Source organism: Gillisia lutea (assembly GCF_021568705.1).
GTDB classification, from domain to species: Bacteria; Bacteroidota; Bacteroidia; order Flavobacteriales; family Flavobacteriaceae; genus Gillisia; species Gillisia lutea.
On record NZ_JAKGTH010000006.1, the window covers coordinates 800,845 to 822,274 of the forward strand.

Annotated in this window: 18 protein-coding genes and 3 tRNA genes; 13 read left to right on the forward strand and 8 right to left on the reverse strand. The window is 36.3% G+C overall.

What is annotated here, in order from left to right:
- The first annotated feature begins 35 nt into the window (after positions 1-35).
- The 3 genes from L1I30_RS03685 (at position 36) to L1I30_RS03695 (ending at position 2,108) form a co-directional block, all read left to right on the forward strand.
- On the forward strand, positions 36-689 hold the full coding sequence (locus tag L1I30_RS03685; protein ID WP_236132898.1) for a metal-dependent transcriptional regulator: 654 nt from the start codon (positions 36-38) through the stop codon (positions 687-689).
- Positions 690-824: 135 nt separating this feature from the next.
- On the forward strand, positions 825-1,646 hold the full coding sequence (locus L1I30_RS03690; protein ID WP_236132899.1) for a ZIP family metal transporter: 822 nt from the start codon (positions 825-827) through the stop codon (positions 1,644-1,646).
- A gap of 48 nt (positions 1,647-1,694) precedes the next feature.
- The gene (locus L1I30_RS03695) at positions 1,695-2,108 is read left to right on the forward strand and encodes a hypothetical protein (protein WP_236132900.1); all 414 of its coding nucleotides are present in this window, start codon (positions 1,695-1,697) and stop codon (positions 2,106-2,108) included.
- Between the two features lie 192 nt (positions 2,109-2,300).
- Here L1I30_RS03695 and feoB read toward each other — a convergent pair whose 3' ends face one another.
- From feoB to L1I30_RS03710, 3 genes are all read right to left on the reverse strand, one after another.
- Positions 2,301-4,400, reverse strand: a complete 2,100-nt coding sequence (gene feoB / locus L1I30_RS03700) for a ferrous iron transport protein B (RefSeq protein ID WP_236132901.1) — start codon at positions 4,398-4,400, stop codon at positions 2,301-2,303.
- A 5-nt stretch (positions 4,401-4,405) separates the two neighbouring features.
- Positions 4,406-4,633 carry a FeoA family protein gene (locus L1I30_RS03705; RefSeq protein ID WP_236132902.1) on the reverse strand — a complete coding sequence of 76 codons (228 nt, stop codon included), beginning with the start codon at positions 4,631-4,633 and terminating at the stop codon, positions 4,406-4,408.
- Positions 4,634-4,710: 77 nt separating this feature from the next.
- Positions 4,711-5,385 (reverse strand): SCO family protein, encoded by a 675-nt coding sequence (locus tag L1I30_RS03710; RefSeq protein WP_236132903.1) that lies wholly within the window; start codon positions 5,383-5,385, stop codon positions 4,711-4,713.
- Between the two features lie 154 nt (positions 5,386-5,539).
- On the opposite strand from L1I30_RS03710, the gene rseP reads away from it, so the two are divergent.
- Positions 5,540-6,856 (forward strand): RIP metalloprotease RseP, encoded by a 1,317-nt coding sequence (gene rseP / locus L1I30_RS03715; protein ID WP_236132904.1) that lies wholly within the window; start codon positions 5,540-5,542, stop codon positions 6,854-6,856.
- A gap of 154 nt (positions 6,857-7,010) precedes the next feature.
- Here rseP and L1I30_RS03720 read toward each other — a convergent pair whose 3' ends face one another.
- The 3 genes from L1I30_RS03720 to L1I30_RS03730 all read right to left on the reverse strand — a co-directional run bounded on the left by L1I30_RS03720 (position 7,011) and on the right by L1I30_RS03730 (position 7,546).
- Complete coding sequence (locus L1I30_RS03720; RefSeq protein ID WP_236132905.1) at positions 7,011-7,292, reverse strand: GIY-YIG nuclease family protein; 282 nt, start codon at positions 7,290-7,292, stop codon at positions 7,011-7,013.
- Positions 7,293-7,344: 52 nt separating this feature from the next.
- Positions 7,345-7,418: transfer RNA gene (locus L1I30_RS03725), tRNA-Asn, on the reverse strand.
- A 54-nt stretch (positions 7,419-7,472) separates the two neighbouring features.
- Positions 7,473-7,546: transfer RNA gene (locus L1I30_RS03730), tRNA-Asn, on the reverse strand.
- Between the two features lie 335 nt (positions 7,547-7,881).
- Here L1I30_RS03730 and L1I30_RS03735 point away from each other — a divergent pair.
- The 3 genes from L1I30_RS03735 to L1I30_RS03745 all read left to right on the forward strand — a co-directional run bounded on the left by L1I30_RS03735 (position 7,882) and on the right by L1I30_RS03745 (position 11,594).
- The gene (locus L1I30_RS03735) at positions 7,882-9,285 is read left to right on the forward strand and encodes a nicotinate phosphoribosyltransferase (RefSeq protein ID WP_236132906.1); all 1,404 of its coding nucleotides are present in this window, start codon (positions 7,882-7,884) and stop codon (positions 9,283-9,285) included.
- A 1-nt stretch (position 9,286) separates the two neighbouring features.
- Positions 9,287-9,895, forward strand: coding sequence for a bifunctional nicotinamidase/pyrazinamidase (pncA, locus tag L1I30_RS03740; protein ID WP_236132907.1), 609 nt, complete (start codon positions 9,287-9,289; stop codon positions 9,893-9,895).
- 145 nt (positions 9,896-10,040) lie between these two features.
- Positions 10,041-11,594: a M20/M25/M40 family metallo-hydrolase gene (locus L1I30_RS03745; RefSeq protein WP_236132908.1), complete on the forward strand. Its 1,554-nt coding sequence runs from the start codon at positions 10,041-10,043 to the stop codon at positions 11,592-11,594.
- Between the two features lie 66 nt (positions 11,595-11,660).
- Here the strand turns inward: L1I30_RS03745 and L1I30_RS03750 are convergent, their stop codons facing one another.
- Together L1I30_RS03750 and L1I30_RS03755 are read right to left on the reverse strand one after the other, a co-directional pair.
- Positions 11,661-11,996, reverse strand: coding sequence for a hypothetical protein (locus tag L1I30_RS03750; RefSeq protein WP_236132909.1), 336 nt, complete (start codon positions 11,994-11,996; stop codon positions 11,661-11,663).
- Positions 11,997-12,030: 34 nt separating this feature from the next.
- Entirely contained in the window at positions 12,031-12,945 is a 915-nt protein-coding gene (locus L1I30_RS03755) for a DUF1028 domain-containing protein (RefSeq protein ID WP_236132910.1), read from the reverse strand.
- A gap of 241 nt (positions 12,946-13,186) precedes the next feature.
- On the opposite strand from L1I30_RS03755, the gene L1I30_RS03760 reads away from it, so the two are divergent.
- The 6 genes from L1I30_RS03760 to L1I30_RS03785 all read left to right on the forward strand — a co-directional run bounded on the left by L1I30_RS03760 (position 13,187) and on the right by L1I30_RS03785 (position 21,379).
- Positions 13,187-13,258: transfer RNA gene (locus tag L1I30_RS03760), tRNA-Arg, on the forward strand.
- Between the two features lie 341 nt (positions 13,259-13,599).
- Positions 13,600-14,202, forward strand: a complete 603-nt coding sequence (locus L1I30_RS03765; RefSeq protein ID WP_236132911.1) for an RNA polymerase sigma factor — start codon at positions 13,600-13,602, stop codon at positions 14,200-14,202.
- Positions 14,203-14,359: 157 nt separating this feature from the next.
- On the forward strand, positions 14,360-15,541 hold the full coding sequence (locus L1I30_RS03770; RefSeq protein WP_236132912.1) for a FecR family protein: 1,182 nt from the start codon (positions 14,360-14,362) through the stop codon (positions 15,539-15,541).
- Positions 15,542-15,759: 218 nt separating this feature from the next.
- Entirely contained in the window at positions 15,760-19,134 is a 3,375-nt protein-coding gene (locus L1I30_RS03775; protein WP_236132913.1) for a SusC/RagA family TonB-linked outer membrane protein, read from the forward strand.
- Between the two features lie 10 nt (positions 19,135-19,144).
- On the forward strand, positions 19,145-20,608 hold the full coding sequence (locus tag L1I30_RS03780; protein WP_236132914.1) for a RagB/SusD family nutrient uptake outer membrane protein: 1,464 nt from the start codon (positions 19,145-19,147) through the stop codon (positions 20,606-20,608).
- Positions 20,609-20,626: 18 nt separating this feature from the next.
- Positions 20,627-21,379, forward strand: coding sequence for a DUF4843 domain-containing protein (locus tag L1I30_RS03785; protein WP_236132915.1), 753 nt, complete (start codon positions 20,627-20,629; stop codon positions 21,377-21,379).
- Positions 21,380-21,430 lie beyond the last annotated feature (51 nt).

Below are 21,430 nucleotides of genomic sequence, written 5' to 3' on the forward strand. Positions count from 1 at the left end.
TTAAAATTGTATTTTTGTTCTAATTAAAAATCATTATGATCACATTTTCAGAAGAGAATTACTTAAAAGCTATTTTTCATCTTGAGAAATTACATGTTAAAGGAGTTCCTACAAATGCCGTGGCAGAGTCTATGGATACAAAGGCTTCTTCTTCAACCGATATGATAAAGAGGTTATCAGAGAAAAAGTTATGTGTTTATAAGAAGTATCAAGGTGTAAAGCTAAGTGCGCTGGGGAGGTCCCATGCTGTGAACGTGATTAGAAAACATCGATTATGGGAATGTTTTTTAGTAGAAAAACTGGATTTTTCCTGGGATGAGGTCCATGAAATTGCGGAACAGCTGGAGCACATTGAATCTGAAAAGTTGATCGATAAGCTTGATGAATTTTTAGGTTATCCTAAGACCGACCCGCATGGAGACCCAATACCTGATGAGCAAGGAAATTTCAGTAAGATCGATAAAGTTTTATTGCTGGAATGTGGTGTGGATGAATCAGGGGTGTTTGTAGGGGTGCGAGATTCTTCTCCGGCCTTTTTGCAATATCTGGATAAAAATAATATTAGTCTGGGTGTAAAAATAAAGGTATTACATAAGGAGGAATTCGATCAATCGGTTCAAATAGAGGTTGAAGGAAATGAAGTTACAGTTTCGAGTAAAACTGCTTCCAATATATTTATTAAGTTATAGGTATAGGAATTTTGAAAAATAGGTAGTTCGTAATTGACTATGAATTCTTTATTCTATTATGGAAGCACGTTAAGTCCAGTTGTTAAAATTTAGGATAGTAGTATTTATTATATAATTAAACACAATTAATTTAAGATGAAGGATATTGTAGAATATATGGGGTCTATAGACCCAATTTTAGCCGCATTTTACGCTACTTTGTTTACATGGGGTGTAACAGCATTGGGTGCCTCTTTAGTATTCTTCTTTAAGAAGATGAATCGAGCCTTTTTTGATGGAATGCTTGGGTTTACAGGGGGAGTGATGGTGGCTGCCAGTTTTTGGAGCTTACTTGCTCCCGGAATAGAGATGAGCAAAGGGGAAGGCTTCGTAAAGGTGATACCGGCAGTTGTGGGCTTTTCACTGGGGGCGCTGTTTATATTTGCTTTAGATAAAGTATTACCGCATTTACATGTTAACTTCAAAGAAACCGAAAAAGAAGGAATTAAAACTCCCTGGCACAAATCGGTCCTTTTAACTTTAGCAATCACCTTACATAATATCCCGGAAGGACTTGCTGTGGGGGTTCTTTTTGGTGGAGTTGCAGCAGGATTTGAAGGAGCATCTATTGGAGGTGCAGTAGCGCTAGCAATAGGGATCGGACTTCAAAATTTTCCCGAAGGTTTTGCCGTAGCTATGCCTTTAAGAAGACAGGGGCTAAGTAGATGGAAAAGTTTCAATTACGGGCAGCTCTCTGCTATAGTAGAGCCTTTTGCTGCTGTTTTAGGTGCTTGGGCAGTAATGACGTTTCAGCCTATTTTGCCTTATGCCTTATGTTTTGCAGCCGGAGCAATGATATTTGTGGTAGTGGAAGAAGTCGTGCCCGAATCTCAACAGGATAAATTCACCGATATTTCTACTATGGGCTTTATAGGCGGATTTATTTTGATGATGACCCTAGATGTAGGTTTGGGGTAATATCTGCAACTTGTTGGAAGAAAAGAAGTCTTTAAATAAAACTATGTTATGAAGATAGTACTAGTATTGTTGTGTCTTTTGGGGCTTTCAGTAAATGCTCAAGTAGATAGCGATGGGGATATAATATCGCTTAAGACTGGGGAAGGCTTTCAAATGAAGAGCACAGCAGTAATATTTAAAGAGGTGATTTCCGATTCCAGGTGTCCCCAGAATGTGACGTGTATATGGGCGGGGGAAGCTAAAATTCTAATAGAAATAACAAACTGTGGAAAACTCGTAACTGCTGAAGAGATCGTAATTTTTGGCGCTGGAATAGGTTTTACATCTTCTCCGCTACATCTACTTGGAGAATATTTTAACATGTCGATTACTGAAGTTTACCTGTCTCCCAATGTTGAAACGGTAAATGAGAGCGAGAAGGAATATTATCTCCGCTTTAAACTTAAGAATATCAAGGTTTAATAAGTTTCTTAATGGCAACCGCAATCGGAAGAACCACAGGCCTTATCTGTTTTTTTGCTAAAATTCAAAAAGGCAGGCTTCCAGATAAATTTTGTAATAATATATCCTATAGCCATCAAAAAGGTGATAAATACTAATATTTCTTGTAATGTATTCATATCGATTAAGTCGATTTAATATTAGAGTGCTTACTTATTTTAATACTTGAAATGCTATAAGGGCAACCACATAAGCAAAACCACTCATAATTACTAATTGTAAAATAGGCCATTTCCAAGTGTTGGTTTCTTTTTTTACGATGGCCAATGTACTCATGCATTGCAGGGCAAAGGCATAGAATAACAGTAAGCTAACTCCACTTGCAAATGTAAATAAAGGCCCTCCCAGAACAGGGTTCACCTCTGCAGCCATTCTATTTTTAATGGTTTCCTCTTCATCGTTACCAACACTATAGATAGTGGCTAAGGTTCCTACAAATACCTCTCTCGCGGCAAAGGAGCTTACAATGGCAATTCCAATTTTCCAGTCGTATCCCAAAGGTGTTACTACGGGTTCGATCCCTCGGCCTATAATTCCAATATATGAGTGCTTCAGTTTATAAGCTGCGATCTCCTGTTCAAGTCCTGTTTCAGAATTGACGGTTTGTGTATGCTGGGCACTTACAATTTCTTCAGCATTACTAAAGTTCTCTCCTGGGCCATAACTTGCCAATACCCAAAGAATTATAGAAATGGCCAGGATGATTTTCCCTGCGCCAAAGACAAAAGATTTTGTCTTTTCTATCACATTTATTGCTACATTCTTTACTAAGGGGACTTTGTAATTTGGCATTTCTATTACAAAATAACTCTTCGATTTTATTTTTAATACCTGATTAAGGATCCATGCTGAAAATATAGCGGTTCCAAAACCTATAAGATATAATAGCATTAATGTTAGTCCTTGCAGGTTAAGGCCAAAATAGGTTTCATCTGGAATAACAAGTGCAATAATGATCAGGTATACCGGGAGCCTGGCAGAGCAGGTAGTAAATGGAATTACTAATATGGTAATAAGTCGCTCTTTCCAATTTTCGATATTTCTCGCTGCCATCACAGCCGGAATAGCACATGCTGTACCTGAAACAAGGGGAACAACACTTTTTCCGCTCAAGCCAAATCTTCGCATGATCCTATCCATAAGGAAAACAACCCGGCTCATGTATCCGCTTTCTTCCAGAATAGAAATGAAGAGGAATAGAAAAGCAATTTGAGGTATGAAAATTACAATCCCCCCTAATCCGGGAATAATCCCTTCTGAAATTAAATTGGTAAAAGGTCCTACGGGCATCACATTTTTTGCCCATTCACTTAATGAAGCGAAGGTGGAATCTATAAAATCCATTGGATAACTGGACCAATTATAGATAGCCTGAAAAATAATGAGAAGTATAAAAAAGAAGATGAGATATCCCCAAACACGGTGGGTTAGAATTCTATCAAATCTAATTCTAAGATCGGTAGCTGAATTCAGGTCTATGCTAAGTCCTTCTTTTAAAAGTCCGTTTATGAACTGGTATCTTAAAATGGTCTCTTTTTGCTGAAGCCTTTTAAGGTCTCCTGTACTCTTGGTGTGAAAATTAGTAGTGGAGTTCAGCGCATGCCTATTCACATTTCCAAAATTGACATCCTGGGTAATTACCAGCCATAATTTATATAGCGACTGATTTGGAAATGCCTTTCGTAATCTTCCAAAATATTCAGGATCCATGATAGATGCATGCAAACATGGCTCGGTAGATAGATTTTTATAATTCAAAATCAATTCCTTCAGCTCATCTATTCCGGTATTCTTTCTGGCGCTTACTAAAGCGATCTTGGTATTTAGCTTTTCCTCGAGCACATCAATATCCAGTGTGATTCCTTTGCGCTTCATTCTATCGGCCATATTGATAACCAGAATGGTAGGAATTTCTAGATCCTTAATTTGTGTAAAGAGCAGTAAATTTCTTTTCAAATTCTCCACATCGCTCACTACTACGGCAACATCAGGAAAATCTTTATCGTTTTTATTGAGTAGAAGTTCTATAACGACATTCTCATCTAAAGAAGAAGCGTTTAAACTGTAGGTGCCGGGTAAATCCAGGATATGCGCCTTCAATCCGCGTGGTAATTTACAGATTCCCTCCTTCTTTTCTACAGTAATTCCCGGGTAGTTCCCTACTTGTTGATTAAGGCCGGTAAGCTGATTAAAAACCGAGGTCTTACCAGTATTTGGGTTTCCAATTAACGCAACATTAATCTGTTTCCCCATAAAAATTATATTAATTCTATTTCAATTAGAAGCGCTGTTTCCTTTCTTATTGCTAAGTGACTCCCATTAATATTTAGATACATAGGGTCTCTAAAAGGGGCGGTTTGTACCAGCTCTACTTGATTACCCGGAAGGCAACCCATCTCTAGCAATTTTAATGGCACATTATCTACCGAGAATTCTTTTATAATTCCCCGCTGTCCGCGTTTTAGATGAGCAACAGTTAGCTTCAATTTTATTTAGATTGATTTTAAACAAGGCAAAAATAACGTAAAATAAAGTCTTATGAAAAGTTTAGACCTTAAAACTGTCAATTCTGATATTCAGCCTTCAGGATTTTTAGATCATGCACAAGATCATCTATTGCTTCGGGATTGGTACCGTCGTAAAACCCGCGAATTCTTTTTTCTTTATCAACCAGGATAAAATTCTCGGTATGAATCATATCGTAAGGTCCCCCGTCTCCATCAGTTTTGGTTGCTAAATATGACTTTCTTGCAAGTTCATAGATCTGTTTTTTATCTCCAGTAACCAGATTCCATTTAGAATCATTCACTCCTTTTTCTATGGCATATTTTTTAAGTTGTGGTACGCTATCTGCTTCAGGTATTACGCTATGTGAAAGTAATAATACATCAGAATCATTTTGAATGAGTTCCTGAATTTTAAGCATATGGTCTGTCATAATAGGACATATGGTTACACAGGTTGTAAAAAAGAAGTCGGCCACATAAATCTTGTCCTTATAAAAATCTTGAGTTATAGTGTCCCCATTTTGATTCACTAATTTGAAATCTGCAATTCTATGATATTTTCTTACATACTGAATAGTGGTATCCACCAACTCGGCATTTACCATATCTGGCTGGAATACCTGCAATTTTTCCTTAGGCTTTAACAAAGAGTAAATTGAGAAAATAATTATTACTGAAAGTATGGATAATACTATGGCAAGAAATTTGAATTTTGCAAAGAACCGAAGCATACATTTTATTTTAACACAAAATTAAAGCCTAAGAATCAATTAGAAGGCCTTTCTCTGGTAAAATTTTTTATTCAGGAAAGCTTGGAAAGATTTATACTTTTTTAGGAGCTTTTAAAAGGTTACTTTTGTGCGATTAAAAACCGAAGTTTAAAGAATGGATCCATTTATAATTAAAGCAATACAGTTAATTCTAAGTTTGTCGTTGCTTATAGTTTTACACGAATTAGGGCATTTTATTCCCGCCAAATTATTTAAAACCCGAGTAGAAAAATTCTTCTTGTTCTTTGATGTGAAGTTTGCACTTTTCAAGAAGAAGATAGGAGAGACAGAGTATGGAATTGGGTGGCTTCCATTAGGTGGCTATGTGAAAATTTCAGGAATGATTGATGAGAGCATGGACAAGGAGCAAATGGCGCTACCTCCACAGCCTTGGGAATTTAGATGTAAGCCGGCATGGCAGCGTTTAATAATAATGCTTGGAGGGGTAACCGTGAATTTAGTTTTAGGTTTCCTTATTTATATGATGGTATTATTTGTTTGGGGAAGTAATTATGTGGGAGCAAACGATATGCCTCGAGGGTTTGCAGTAGCCGAACAATTCAAGGAGTTTGGATTTCAGGATGGCGACAGGATACTGGAAGTGAATGGTGAGGACATGAAAAACTCTATTGATATAAACCGTTTTCTTTTTATGCGTGATGTGAAGAACATCACAGTGTTACATCAGGATGGCTCAAAAGAAACAGTGAATGTTCCGGATGAGATAGGTTCTAAAATGTTTCAGGAGGGAATTATGCAGCCATTTATCCCTATTCAAAATGCAATTTTAGATAGTGTGGTTATAGATTATGCTGCGGCTAACGCCGGACTTCAAAAGGGAGATAGTCTTATTTCCTTGAATAATCAGGAAATAGGGTATTGGCATGAGCTTGCTCCTATCTCTGTTGAGAATGCAAATAAGGAAGTAGAGTTGGTTTTTGCTCGTGATGGGAAAATAATGAGTACAAAAATCACTCCTAATGAAGAAGGAAAATTAGGGGTAACAAGTAGAAGAGATTGGGAAATACAACACAAAGATTATAGCGTTTCCGAAAGTATTAAAGAAGGTTTTGATTATGGGTATTGGACCTTACGCGATTATGTGGCGCAATTCAAATACGTGTTTACGGCTAAAGGCGCAACACAAGTTGGTGGATTTGGGGCTATTGGAGGCTTGTTTCCGGACGCTTGGAACTGGCAAGGTTTCTGGTTAGCAACCGCTTTGATCTCCATTATATTGGCTTTTATGAATATACTTCCAATTCCGGCTTTAGATGGAGGGCATGTTATGTTTTTGCTTTATGAGATTATTACAGGAAGAAAACCGAACGATAAATTTATGGAGTATGCTCAAATGGTAGGATTCTTTATTCTTATTGCTTTAGTGCTCTTTGCAAATGGAAATGATATTTATCGCTGGTTATTTGAATAGCGAATACTTTAAAATATAAAAAACGGCCACTTGTTCAAGTGGCCTTTTTTTATGAATATTATTATAAAGTGAGTTTCTTAAAAACAAGAAAGCCTGATATTGCTATCAGGCTTTCTGCTCCTCTCCTGATAGCTATCGGGAGGGCTCGAACATTTTAATATTTGGATAGGAGTTTTTCTGTCATTTCTGGATATTTTGAAAGATTGATGAAATAGCTTTTACTTTTCATAGATTTTATATGTTTTTCAATTTTGCGAGCTTGTATTGAATTTTCACAGGAAATCAGATGAAAATAAATCCAGTCCTGAGCTATTTTAGTATAAGCATTTGTAAAGTGACCTGTATTATGTTGGATGATTCTTTCTTCTATATCTGAGGTTTCTCCAATATAGAAAGCATTTTTATTAGAAGAATGGAGTATATATACGTAATGCATATCTTGAATATACAAAAAACAAGAAAGCCTGATATTGCTATCAGGCTTTTTGCTCCTCCTCTTGGGCTCGAACCAAGGACCCTCTGATTAACAGTCAGATGCTCTAACCAACTGAGCTAAGGAGGAAAATACCAATATGTTTTATCGTTTTTGAAAAGGTGATAATTCCTTTTTGTTTTGCTCCTCCTCTTGGGCTCGAACCAAGGACCCTCTGATTAACAGTCAGATGCTCTAACCAACTGAGCTAAGGAGGAGTTTCGCAAAGCATTTTTGCGGATGCAAATATAATATTTATTTTATTTTTCACTAAACATTCTATAAAAAATATCAAATTTCTTCTAGAATGATTTCAACAGTCTTGGTAGTCAAGGTTTAATAATTACAACATTATACCTTTTACCTGCTGTTGAAGGCCAAAGTTAGCTTTTATTTGGGTTAAAATAGAAAGAGATCAAAAAATCTTTTAATAGAATTTTACAATGCATAAAAGCCGATAAGCTATGGGAATCATTTAAATTTGTGAGAACAATGAATAAAAATGACTGGCTGTAAGCCCTTTGTGTGGTAGCTGGTTAATCTACTTTTGCTTATGATCAATTTTACTGCAACTTATACCGACCAGTATCAACTGGCAATGGCTCATGTTTATTTTGAAAACGGTCAGAAAGACCATACAGCGGTTTTCGATTATTATTTTAGAAAACTTCCCTTCGATGGAGGATATGCCATTTTTGCTGGATTGGAAGATCTATTATCAAAACTGGAAAACTTAAAATTTAGCGATGACGATCTTAAATATTTAAGAGAGCAGGATTTTTCGGAAGCATTCCTACAATATTTGAAAGATTTTAAATTTAGCGGAAAGATATATTCGGCTCAGGAAGGCGATGTGGTATTTCCCAACAGGCCAATTTTGCAAGTGGAAGCCAATATCATTGAGGCGCAGCTTATTGAAACCATTCTTTTAAATTTATTGAATTTTCAAACTCTTATAGCTACTAAGGCTAGCCGAATGAGATTAGTAGCCGGCAATCGGAAGCTTTTGGATTTTGGCTTACGCAGAGCCCATGGCCCTGGAGGTTACTATGCTTCTCGAGCAGCTATAATTGGTGGATTTAACAGTACGAGTAATGTGGTTGCGGCAAAAGATTTTAATATTCCTGTCTCAGGTACCATGGCGCACTCATTTATTCAAAGCTACGATAGTGAAATTGCCGCTTTTAGAGCATTTGCAGAAGGAAGACCAAACGATTGTGTGCTGTTAGTGGATACTTATAATACCCTTAAGAGCGGACTCCCAAATGCTGTTACAATAGGAAAGGAAATGGAAGAGCGAGGAGAAAAATTGATGGGAATACGATTAGATAGTGGGGATCTGGCCTATTTAGCAAAGGAATGTAGAAAAATGTTAGATGAGGCTGGATTAGAATACGTCAAAATTGCAGCCTCCAATCAGTTAGATGAGTACGTAATTAAAAGTTTGTTAGAGCAAAAGGCTCCCATAGACGTCTTTGGAGTAGGAACTAACTTAGTGACTGGGAATCCTGATGCGGCACTAGATGGGGTTTATAAATTAAGTATGTCTAATAACATTCCCAGATTAAAGATATCTGAGAGTCTTTCTAAAGTAACTATTCCTCATAAAAAACAGGTCTTCCGACTTAAAAATACTAATGGAGAATTAATTGGAGCTGATGCCATTACAATGAGAGAGGAAAATGGAATAGATAGAATGTACGATCCTCAGGAGATCTTGAAATCCCTTCCAGTAGAAACCTGTGAAACCGAAGCTTTACTTCATTTAGTCATGGAAAAAGGAAAGCGAACCTCGCAAGAGCGGAGTCTTACTGAAATAGCTGAATATTCTGCGAAGAGACTTAACAGTATTCCAGAGGAATATAAACGATTTGATAATCCGCATATATATAAAGTCGGCATCAGCAAAAAGCTGAAAAAAGAACGGGAAATGTTATTAAAGAAATACAAAGTTTAAAATGAAGGCACTTATAATTATCGATATGCAAAATGATTTCGTCCCCGGTGGAGCCCTTGCGGTAAAAGAGGGAGATATAATAGTCTCGCTTATAAATAAATTGCAGGAGAAATTTGATCTTGTAGTAGCAACTCAAGATTGGCATCCTCGCGATCACTCCAGTTTCGCTGTCAATCATGCAGGTAAAAATGAGTTTGAAACCATCACTTTTGAAGGGCATTCCCAGGTGTTATGGCCTGTGCATTGTGTTCAGAATTCAGAAGGAGCTGAATTTCACCCGAAGTTACAGACATCTAGAATAGAGGCTATTTTTAGAAAAGGAACAAACCAAAATATAGATAGTTATAGTGCGTTTTATGATAATGCACATTTAAAATCTACGGGTCTATCTGGGTATTTAAAGGAAAAAGGGATTTCTCAACTTTATTTTTGTGGATTAGCTGCAGAATATTGTGTGTATTTCTCTATAATGGATGCGCTGAAAGATGGTTTTAAGGCAACTCTTATTGAAGATGCTACACGAGCCTTATCACATCCAGATTTTTTAGAAGCCAAACAGCAAATTTTAAAGGCTGGCGGCCACATTATTAATAGCGATGAACTAAGTTAAACACTTTCATAAAAACTTATTGGTGCAAAATTGATAAACCTGATAGAACATTATGAAAAAAATGTGTAAAAAGCCGGTTATTTCATGTTAGAAAGGAATGCTATATTTGGTACTTACGGTAACCACATAATTTTAATTTTTATACATGAAAAAAACCTTATTACTAGTATCAGCTTTTCTGATTATTCAAATCAGTCCTGTGGTAGCACAGGAATCAAATGTAGTTGTTGAAAATATAATTGATGAAGCCAATGACAATTCCCAACTAGAGCAATTAGCACATGAACTAATGGATGTAGTTGGTCCACGTTTGGTAGGAACCCCACAAATGAAGAACGCTCATGACTGGGCTGTAGAAAAATATAGCTCTTGGGGAATTTCTGCAGAAAATGAGCTATGGGGAAAGTGGCGCGGATGGGAACGCGGGATTACTCATATAGATTTAATTGAGCCAAGAGTAAGGACATTAAGCGGAATGCAGTTAGCTTGGAGTCCGGGAACCGGAAAGAAACCAATAGTGGCTGAAGTTGTTATTTTGCCTATGCTTAAAGATTCCAGTAATTTTAACAAAATAGCTTCTCAGGTAAAGGGAAAACTAGTAATGATCTCTATGCCTCAACCTACAGGAAGGCCTGATTATAACTGGGAAGAATTTGCGACTAAGGAATCTTTTGAGAAAATGAAATCTTCTCGTGAAAAGCAGTCTGATGCTTGGGAAGAAAGAATTAAGAATACAGGGTTAACATATAGAACTCTACCTGAAGCTTTAGAAAAGGCAGGTGCTGTTGGTATTATAACATTAAACTGGTCCCGTGGATTTGGTGCTAATAAGATATTTTCTGCGAGTACTAAGAAAATTCCCACTTTAGAACTTTCTTTAGAAGATTATGGAATGGTTTATAGACTGGTAGAATCTGGAAATACACCAAAGCTTAGAATAGTTGCTGAATCAAAAGAGCTGGGCGCAGTACCAACTTTTAATACCATCGCCACAATTAAAGGGACAGAAAAGCCTGAAGAATACGTTATACTTTCTGCCCATTTTGACTCCTGGGATGGTGCTACCGGCGCGACAGACAATGGTACTGGAACAATTGTTATGATGGAAGCAATGCGCTTGTTAAAAAAGATGTATCCTAATCCTAAGCGTACTATAATAGCCGGACATTGGGGAAGTGAAGAACAAGGCTTGAATGGCTCACGTGCATTTGTTAAAGACCACCCCGAGATTGTAGCTAATTTACAGGCATTATTTAATCAAGATAACGGAACAGGAAGAGTGGTGAACCTTTCTGGTGGTGGATTTTTACATTCATATGAATATCTAGGAAGATGGATGGAAGCTGTTCCGGAAGAAATTTCAGGACAAATTGAAACAACTTTTCCGGGTACTCCGGCAGGGGGAGGTTCAGATTATGCTTCTTTCGTTGCAGCTGGTGCCCCTGCGTTTAGTTTAAGCTCACTTAGTTGGTCTTATTGGAATTATACCTGGCACACTAATTTAGATACCTACGATAAAATTGTTTTTGATGATGTTAGGAACAATGCTATTCTCACGGCAATTCTTGCTTATAAGGCAAGTGAAGATTCTGAAACTACTTCCAGAGAACGCAGTGTATTGCCTATAAGTAAGCGTACCGGCGAACAAATGACCTGGCCAGAGGCTAGAGATGCCGTTAGAGCAGGGGGTATTGATTAAGCTTTTAAAACCTTAAAAATAAGTCTGGTTACTATAACTCATAAGTTTTGGTAACCAGACTTATTACTATAGTTTAGCTCCAACAGGCTTGCTGCAATCATGACCCGGTTGCCCATGTGCTGGATTTATACTAGGGGAAGGGGTTTCTGCCCACACAGGTGAAACAGAAGGGTTTTTTTGTTGGGTTTTTACCGGTTGGTTCAAAGAAGCGCCCACAGGAATGTCGCATCTATGTCCGGGCTCTCCGTGAGCAGGATTTACAGTAGCTGTAGTTTTCGGATTAGTAGCCTGTGTCTCAACTTCTGGTTGTGAATTAGCGGCTTCTTTTTTATCCTCTTTGCACCCAATTAATGTGCTTATACAAAGAGATAGAAAGGCTATCTTTAAAATGATGGTTTTCATAATATTTTCTTTTTTTTCAATAAGCTGAATTGCTTTATTCTACAATCAGTTTCAAATCTGTTTTCGATACATTCAATAAACCTGAAGCAGGTAACCTTAAGGTCATCGTTCTCCAGTTCTCGTCCTCTTCAAATATAGATTTAAATACCGGAATAGCTTCTTTTATTCTTCCGCTATTGGCCAATGCTACGGCTTTCCAATATCTCATTTCTAAATTCTTCGGAAACATTTTTTCTGCATTTCCGTATTCTTCCAGCGCTTTTTCAACATTTTCTTCTTCCATAGCTAGATCACCTCTATTCATATACTCATAGGCTCGAGCAACTTTCAACAACCTCTCGAGCTCTGCAAGCGGATTATCACTGTCGTCTACCCGGAGGTCAATTTTTTTATCTTCCCAGGAATTCTCCACCTTGTTAGGGCCAACAACGATCAATGCGGCCGACTGTTTTCCACGAATATCCCCTCCGGCATCCTGCGCAGCCTGCAAGGCCATCACAACCCTTTCAGCTAAAGGAAGTTTTGGGTTGGTTATAAATGCCTTTTTCATTGCGGGAATAACATCGTCATTCAGCATCATATTCGCCTGTACCGAAAAATTCTCACCCACATAATGAGAAGCCGATTCTACGCAATTAGCCCCCGTGAAAGCTGAGGCTTTTCCATTTGCATCTAAAAAAGCTACTTGCCTATATTCCCGACCCTCATCTTTTGAAATTAATTCTTTTAATGCATTCACGGCTGATTTACCTTTTTCCATTAAAGCTAAGCCATTGGGCCCATATGCCGGGTTAACAAATGACTGGGTGGCAACTACGCCAACCCCAGATTTCCCCCATGGTACCAGGGCTCCTACAGAGAACCAATGACTTTGAACGCCAACCGCCATTTCTCCCGTAATAGAGTCTCTGGCAACAATCGAAAAAGTATGGGCAAATGGGTCTTTCATAATTGAGGGATTTTGAGCAGTAGTGGTATTTATCATTATGAAACTTAAGCAGAATAGTAATAAGTATCGGGATTTCATGAGGAATGGCTTTAAGTGAATTTAAAAATAGGTAATTTCTCATTACGATCAACTATTTCAAAATAGCTGATGTTTTTATAAAAAAAACCAGCTTTGAGATCAAAAATTAAAACTGTAATGTTTGTAACATCATAGAAGTTTATAAATTTACGTCACAATAACTGGCCTCGTAGTTCAACGGATAGAATAGAAGTTTCCTAAACTTTAGATCCAAGTTCGATTCTTGGCGAGGTCACAAATAACTTCAAATCGTATAAACTTTTATTGAGCTGGTAGGCTATAATAAAGTTTCTTATTTTCTAAATTTTGCCGATTTCGAAATATAAAGATGAACTTATTTGTTTTTGTTAAGAAAATCGTTTTCTTCTTTAAGAATTTTCTAAAAATAAGTAAATCAAGGTCTTTCGTGTAGAATTTCTTTAATTTTTGTGAAAAAAATCTTAATATTGAGCAAAAATATCACTTAAACGTCTTTGCGACAATTTCCCTACAACTTGTTGATATTTTTAATTTTGGTCTAATCGACTAGAAAATTATATTAGATAGGGGAATAAGTGTGAAAATTAATTATACCCTTTGAAAGAATTCGGAACAGGAAATACTGACAAGCTACTTGTAGGGCAACTTATTTCGGGTGATGAACATGCGTTTAGGCAATTATATCTAACATATAAGAACGATATTTATGCTTTCTGCTTTGCTATGCTTAAGTCTAAAACATATGCAGAGGAGGTTGTTCAGGAAGTTTTTCTAAGGGTTTGGCTTAATAGAAATGATTTGAATGTCGATCTATCATTTAAATCTTTCATATTCACTATTGCCAGAAATCTTACCTTCAATTTTCTAAATAAAGCCTCAAACGAAAAAGATTTACATAAAGAGATTTTCTATAAAGCTGAAAAGTTTTCTTATTCCACAGATCAGTTCATGGATGAAGTCGATTATAATCACATAAAAAATCAGGCCTTAGACCTATTACCTCCAAAACGAAAAATTATTTTTCAAATGTCTCGAATTGATGGTCATAGTTATGAGGAAATAAGTACTGAATTAGGAATATCTCTCAGTACTGTAAAAAACCAAATGAGTAAGGCCCTTGCAACCATCCGTCAATATCTTGAAGTAAATTCGGATATAACTACCCTAATATTCCTACTTCTTTCAGATTGGGTACATTAACTCAATTTATTCATTTCTTCTCCTTCAAGCCTTTTAAATTATGCTACCTAATGAGGTGTTTTAACATTTAATTTAAAAAAAGTTAAAAATAATTTAAAAGAGAGTAGTACTAAAAGACTTTTCAACTGTATTATATATAGAGATCATCAGAAAAGATTTGGAAAAAGATAAGTACATACAGGAATTGCTTCGGAAATATATTCGAAATGAGTGTTCTCAAAAAGAATTACAAGAGATAATTAATTTCTTTCAAAAGAAAGATTCTATCTCCCAGTTTCCTAATTTGGAAGAGGTCATGGAAATGATGCCAGAGAAGGCTGAAATGGATGACCGAACTACAGATCGCCTTTTTGAGACTATATTATCTGTATCGAAAGAAAGAGACTTTAAACCGCAAAATTCATATTGGGGTAAAAAGAAATTTTACAAGTATGCTGCTGTGGCCGCTATTTTTATTGCTTTCTTATGTTTAAACTTCTTTTATGATTTGCCAATTTCATTTACAAAGGTAAACAGTGATGTTAACATCCCTGAAAGCTTAATCACTCTTCAATTAGAAGATGGTTCGGTAAAAATTTTAGAAGAGGGTGAGCAATTGGTTTTAGTAGATGAACAAGGAAATTTCCTGGGTTCACAAGACAAAAATCAATTAGTTTATAAGCCTAAAAGGCAAACTGAAGAAGTAAAGTTTAATACTCTTAGAGTTCCGTATGGTAAAAGGTTTGAGATAGAACTCTCAGATGGTACACATGTACACTTAAATTCTGGTACCTCTTTTAGATACCCCGTACAATTTATTCCAGGAAAAATTCGTGAAGTTTATTTGAGCGGTGAGGCATTTTTTGATGTAGCGAAGGATACAGAGCATCCATTTATAGTAAATTCTGAGAACTTAAATATTAAGGTTTTAGGAACTCGTTTTAACGTTGCCTCATATAAGGAAGATAGTCGGGCAGATATAGTTTTGGTAGAAGGTTCAGTAGGAATGTATCCAGATGGAGAGAATTTACAGTCAGAACATTCCTTAATGCTTGTACCAGGGACCAAAGGTAGTTTTAATAAGAGTGAACTTTCATTAACAAAGAAAAAGGTAATTACAAGTGTATATACCTCTTGGATTAAAGGTGAGTTGGTTTTTAGAAATATGACTTTTAAAAATATTCTAAAAAAGCTGGAAAGGCATTATAATATTGAAATTGATAATAGAAATGAAATATTAGAAAATGAAACATTTAATGCGAATTTCGGAAATGAGCCTATTGAAAAAGTTATGGAATATTTAAAAACCATGTATGGAATAAAATATTCCATTAAAAACGATAAAATAATTATTGAATAATAGTAATTAACAGTAACCAATTAAAATATCATAATCATGATTGAAATGCCACTAGTGCCTGATTAGGAGTGGAGATAAAAAAATCGGAAAATGGTGACGCATTTCCCGATTAAAAAAGTGTGATCAATTACATAACCACAATTAAACATTACAAAAGTATGAAAAAACTTCTTTACTACACAAGAAGCTCACACCCCTTGCTTAAATTTAACCTAAAGATGAGGTTGACACTATTGTTTGCTTTTATCACATTATTCACTTTACATGCAAATTCAGCATACTCTCAAAAAACAAATGTTACTCTAAATCTAGAAAATGTTAGTATTGAAAGGCTTATTGATGAAATTGAGACAAAGACCGATTTCAGATTTGTATTCAAGACTAAGGATGTAGATCTCAATAGAAGAATTTCTATTAAGGTTCAAAAAAAGCCTGTAACCCTAATTTTAAATGAGGTTTTTGGCCAATCGAGAACTTCGTATAACATTATCGATCAACAGATATTTTTAACTGAAAAATCAGGTAAAGGTGAGGGAGCTAATAGTTCTGACCAGAAAGTATTTCAATTAGACCAGAGTCAGATAAAAGGACTTGTTACCGATGAAAATGGTAACTCTTTCCCTGGGGTATATGTAATTATAAAAAATACTTCAAGTGGAGTGATTTCCGATCTCAATGGAAATTTTTCCATAACCGCTGGTCCTAAAGATATCCTACTTTTTAGTCATATTGGCTATAGAACTCAGGAAGTGACGTTACAAGGCCCGGACTTTATCAACATTAAAATGGAAACCGATATGGCAGAACTGTCTGAGGTAATTCTAACTGGTATTTACCAAAGAAAGGCAGAAAGCTTTACTGGTTCTACAATTAGTGTTACCGGAGAGGAATTGAAGCGTGTTGGTAATTCCAATTTGTTTCAAGCTATTCAAAATATTGATCCGTCTATAGTTATAATGGATAATTTCTCTACAGGGTCTAATCCTAATGCTTTGCCAGATATGCAAATAAGAGGGACCTCTACTTTTCCTGCACAGGAAACAGATCTGGGAAGTGAATTAAAAGGCAACTTCCTGAAGGATCCAAACCAACCTTTGTTTATTTTAAATGGGTTTGAGGTTTCTATAGAGCAAGTATATGATCTTAATATAAACAGGATCGAAATGATCACGGTTCTTAAAGATGCTGCTTCAAAGGCATTATATGGTTCCAAAGCAGCTAACGGGGTTGTAGTGATAGAGACTAAACAACTTTCTTCTGACGAAGCTCTAATCACCTATAATAGTAGTCTTGATCTAGAATTTCCTGATCTTTCAAGTTATAATCTAACTAATTCAATGGAGAAGTTGGATGCCGAAGTAATAGATGGAATGTATGTTCCTTCCCTTAATGATTCTGATAACTATGTGGAGCTTCAGCAACTTTATAACTCAAGAAGGAAACTCGCATTAGAAGGATTGGATACCGACTGGATGGCAAAACCACTTCAGAATGGTATTGGTCAGAGACATGCTTTTTCTGTGGAACTAGGTAGTAATGATTTAAGAATGCAAGCCAATCTATCTTACCGTGATATTCAGGGAATTATGAAAGGCTCGGGTAGAGAAAATATAGCGGGAGGTATAACGGCTTTCTATCGTGTTAAGAACCTTTCCTTTCGTAATATTATTAACGTTAATAGTAATAAAACTACCGATTCCCCCTATGGAGAGTTTAGTGAATATGCTGTAATGAATCCTTATTGGCGGGCCGAAAATTTAGACGGGAGTATTCCTTATTATGCTGAAATCGGTCCTAATAACGTTCGATACACAAACCCGCTTTATAATTCAACACTAAATTCCCGTATAGAGTCAAGCTACTTCAACTTTAGTAACAATTTCTATCTGGAATGGAATATTTTATCAAATTTAAAAGCAGTTACTAGGGTAGGTATTGATGTGAAGAAGAGTGATGGTGATGAATTCTATTCTTCAAAACATACAAAATTTGAAAATTATTTAACTCAGTCAGATATTCAGCGTAAAGGTTCTTATCAAATCAATAATGGTGAGAGCACTTATTTGTCAGGAGACTTTAACCTCCAGTATTCAAAAAATAGAAATAAGAGCTTCTATTTCGCCAATGTTGGTTTTAATATAAGTGAAAGAAAATTTGAGGAAATTGTTCATAAAGCTGAAGGTTTTCCAAGCAGTAGAATGGACGATATCATTTTTGCTCGTGATTATGCACTTGATTCACGCCCTACTGGGATTAATGGAATTACCAGAGATATAGGGTTTTTGGCTGTTGGCTCTTATGTATATGATAATCGATTTCTTTCTGATTTTACTCTTAGAACCAGTGCTTCCTCACAGTTTGGTGCAGACAAACGCTGGGCTAATTTCTGGAGCCTTGGTCTTGGATGGAACCTTCACAACGAGAAATTCTTTAGAAGTTCTTTTCTTGAACAATTAAAAGTTAGGGGTTCCATAGGATCTACCGGTAACCAGAATTTTAATACCAACGAATCTATTGCAACGTATGCTTACTATCTTAATTCAAGATATCAGGGATTTCCAGGGTCTTATGTTTTAAATATATCTAACCCATCACTACAGTGGGAATCTAAGTTTGATTATAATGCCGGATTGGATGCCAAGATAGGCCACCTTTCTTTAAGATTTGATTATTACGAAAGCTACACAGAAAACTTAATTACTGATATCACCATCCCATATTCTACAGGTTTTGATAGAGTAAAAGATAATTTGGGGAAAGTGAAGAACTCTGGAATAGAGGCAAATATTTCCTATTTATTATGGTCTAAAGGAAGGGATTTTGTGAGTATTAATGGAGGTGTTTCAACTAATAAGAATGAAATCGTGGAGCTGTCTAATGCAATGAAGTCTTATAACGAGGCAATGGATGAGCAGGCGGCTGATAGAGGAAATAGTGAACCTGTACATAAATATGAAGACGGTATGTCTATGAATGCGATCTGGGCGGTACGTTCATTAGGGATAGATCCTTCAACAGGTAACGAGATTTACTTAGACAGAAATGGGAATACTACGTATGAATGGAGTGCAGAAGATCTTGCGGTAGTAGGTAACTCTAATCCAAAATACAGAGGCATATTTGGAATTTCGGGAGAATATAAAGGCTTCGGAGTTAACGTAACAGGCCGCTACTTAGGTGGTGGTCAGTTATATAATCAAACTTTGGTTGATAAGGTGGAAAATGTAGATATGAATTATAATGTAGATCGAAGAGTTCTTACCGGTAGATGGCTTTATCCTGGGCAAGATGCCCTTTTCAAAAGACTTGGAAAGTTTACCGTAGATACAGATGGTGATAATGTGGTAGAAAGTTACCAGGAAAAAACACGTGCAACCTCTCGATTCGTTCAGGATAGGAATGAATTAGATATAGCGGCTGTAAATGTTTATTACGAATTCCAGAAACAGGTAATTGACGCCTTGAAATTAAAAAGACTGAGACTTAGTTTTAATATGAATGAGGTTGCAAAATTTTCTTCTATAGAAATTGAAAGAGGAACCTTATATCCATTCTCGAGATCTATGTCATTTTCATTAACAGCAAACTTCTAATCGCATAATTATGAACAAAAAACTTAGAAATATCCTTTTGGGATTATCGATAGCAGTTACCGCTTCTTCTTGCGAAAAAGAATGGCTTGATGTTACTGCTAATACACAAATTGAAGCCTCGGAACAGTTTAATTCTGAAGATGGATTCAAAGACGCCCTAATGGGGGTTTATATTGGAATGACTGCTCCAGAACTTTACTCAAAGGATCTAACCTGGAATATCGTAGACCTTTTAAGTCAGCAATATGAAACCTTGCCAATAGCTTCACAATATGACCAGATACAGCAATTTAAATATGATGCAACAAGCTCTATAGACAAGCTAGACGGAATCTGGAAAAAATCGTATAATGTATTGGCCAATATAAATCTGGCGCTGGCTTATATAGATAAAGATGACAGTGTACTTCAGGATATAGATCATTCATTAATAAAAGGTGAGTTACTAGCGCTGCGAGCATTTGTACATTTCGACTTATTGCGTTTATACGGAATAGGCGATTTGGGAAATAGAAATGTTTCTGGTGAATACGCCATTCCGTATGTTACACAATATGGAAAAGAAGTTACACCGCAGCTAGATTATATTGAGACCTTTGCCTTACTGGAAAATGATATAGAAACTGCGATGGAACTTTTAAAAGAAGATCCAGTGTACCCAAACTCCAGCAGAGATGAAAACTATTTTACGGAAGCTAATCGAAATGGTTTTTATAATCATCGTGAACAGCGTCTGAATTACTATGCTGTGAAAGCTTTACAAGCCAGGGTGCTACAATGGCAGGGAGGTGAGAAACTACAGGCTGCGGCTATGGTAGCAGAGGAAGTGATTAACGAGTCTTTTACTTCGCTTATCGCTTCAGAAAATTACCCAGTAAGCAGTGACCCTATATTTTATCCGGAAATATTATTTGGACTGAACGTGGAAGGTTTTGCAAACATAGTTAATCCTCAGCTGAACGCGGAAAGCAGTACCAATTATGATGCTTTATATTACACCCAGGAAAGAGCTACTGATGTTTTTGAAACCGATAGTGTAAATATTGGTCTGGCAGATGTTAGATTCAATACTTTGTTACAATCTCAATCTAGAGGTCTTATAAACATCAAGTTGCTCCAGAGTACTGATTCCCGAAATATTATGCCTCTTATAAAACTACCGGAAATGTATTACATCGCTGCAGAATATCATCTCGAAAAGGGTAATGTAGGAACTGCTGTTAATTACATAAATACAGTTAGAAGTAGTAGAGGAATTATTCAACAAATCCCGGAGAATTCTGAAGTAGAGCAGGTTAGAGAAGAACTAATGAAAGAATACCGAAAGGAATTCCTGATGGAAGGCCAATTATTCTTCTTTTATAAGAGAAAAGGGCTTAGTAATATACCCGGTCTATCGGATGACACGGTAGTGGATGATGACATATATGTATTGCCTTATCCGGATAATGAAGTTGAATTTGGAAACAGATAAGAACCAAAAAAAATTAAAATGAAAAATTTTAAGACAGCCCTTTTCGCATTGTTTGCCACTATTCTTTTAACTACGGCATGTGAGAAAGATGAGATAACCTCTTTTGAGGCAAAGCCAGCGGTAAATTTTACTGTTGTAAGTGAAAATGATTATAAGTACAACAAACGATACAGTTTCCTAGGAAATACCGATGGAGAATTCTTAATGGAAATCCCGGTTAGAATTATGGGAAATTCAACCAATTATGATAGGTACTTTAATGTAGAGATTATTCAGGATTCTCTTAGTACAGCTTCTGAAAACCTTTATGAAATTCAGAAAGGTGTGGTAAAAGCAGGAGAATTTGATGGAAAGCTATATATAATAGTTTATAATTCAGAGGAATTGAAAAATGAAGAAGCTTCCTTACATCTGAGGTTTACTAACTCTGATGATTTCCAAGCAGGAAATAAGGAAGCAGTAGAGTATACTGTTATCTGGACAGATAAAGTAATAGTTCCAAACTGGAGATGGTATTCTTATTTCTTCACCCGAACATCAAGTACCGCTGCCTATAGAGCAGTAGTAGAATCAACAGGTTATACAGACTTTACGCTGAATGACTATAGGGCGTTAGGACCAACCGGTGCTCAGGCAGTCGGTACCCAGTTTGGGGATTACGTGAAACAATATAATCTCGATCATCCGGACGCACCTCTTCTCCACGACGATGGAGATATGGCTGGCGAAGAGATAGTACCTCTATATTATACTCATTCTCTTTACGATTAAATTAATTAAAGCGTTCAAACCTCGCGTTAGTAGCTAGGTTTAATTTTAAAC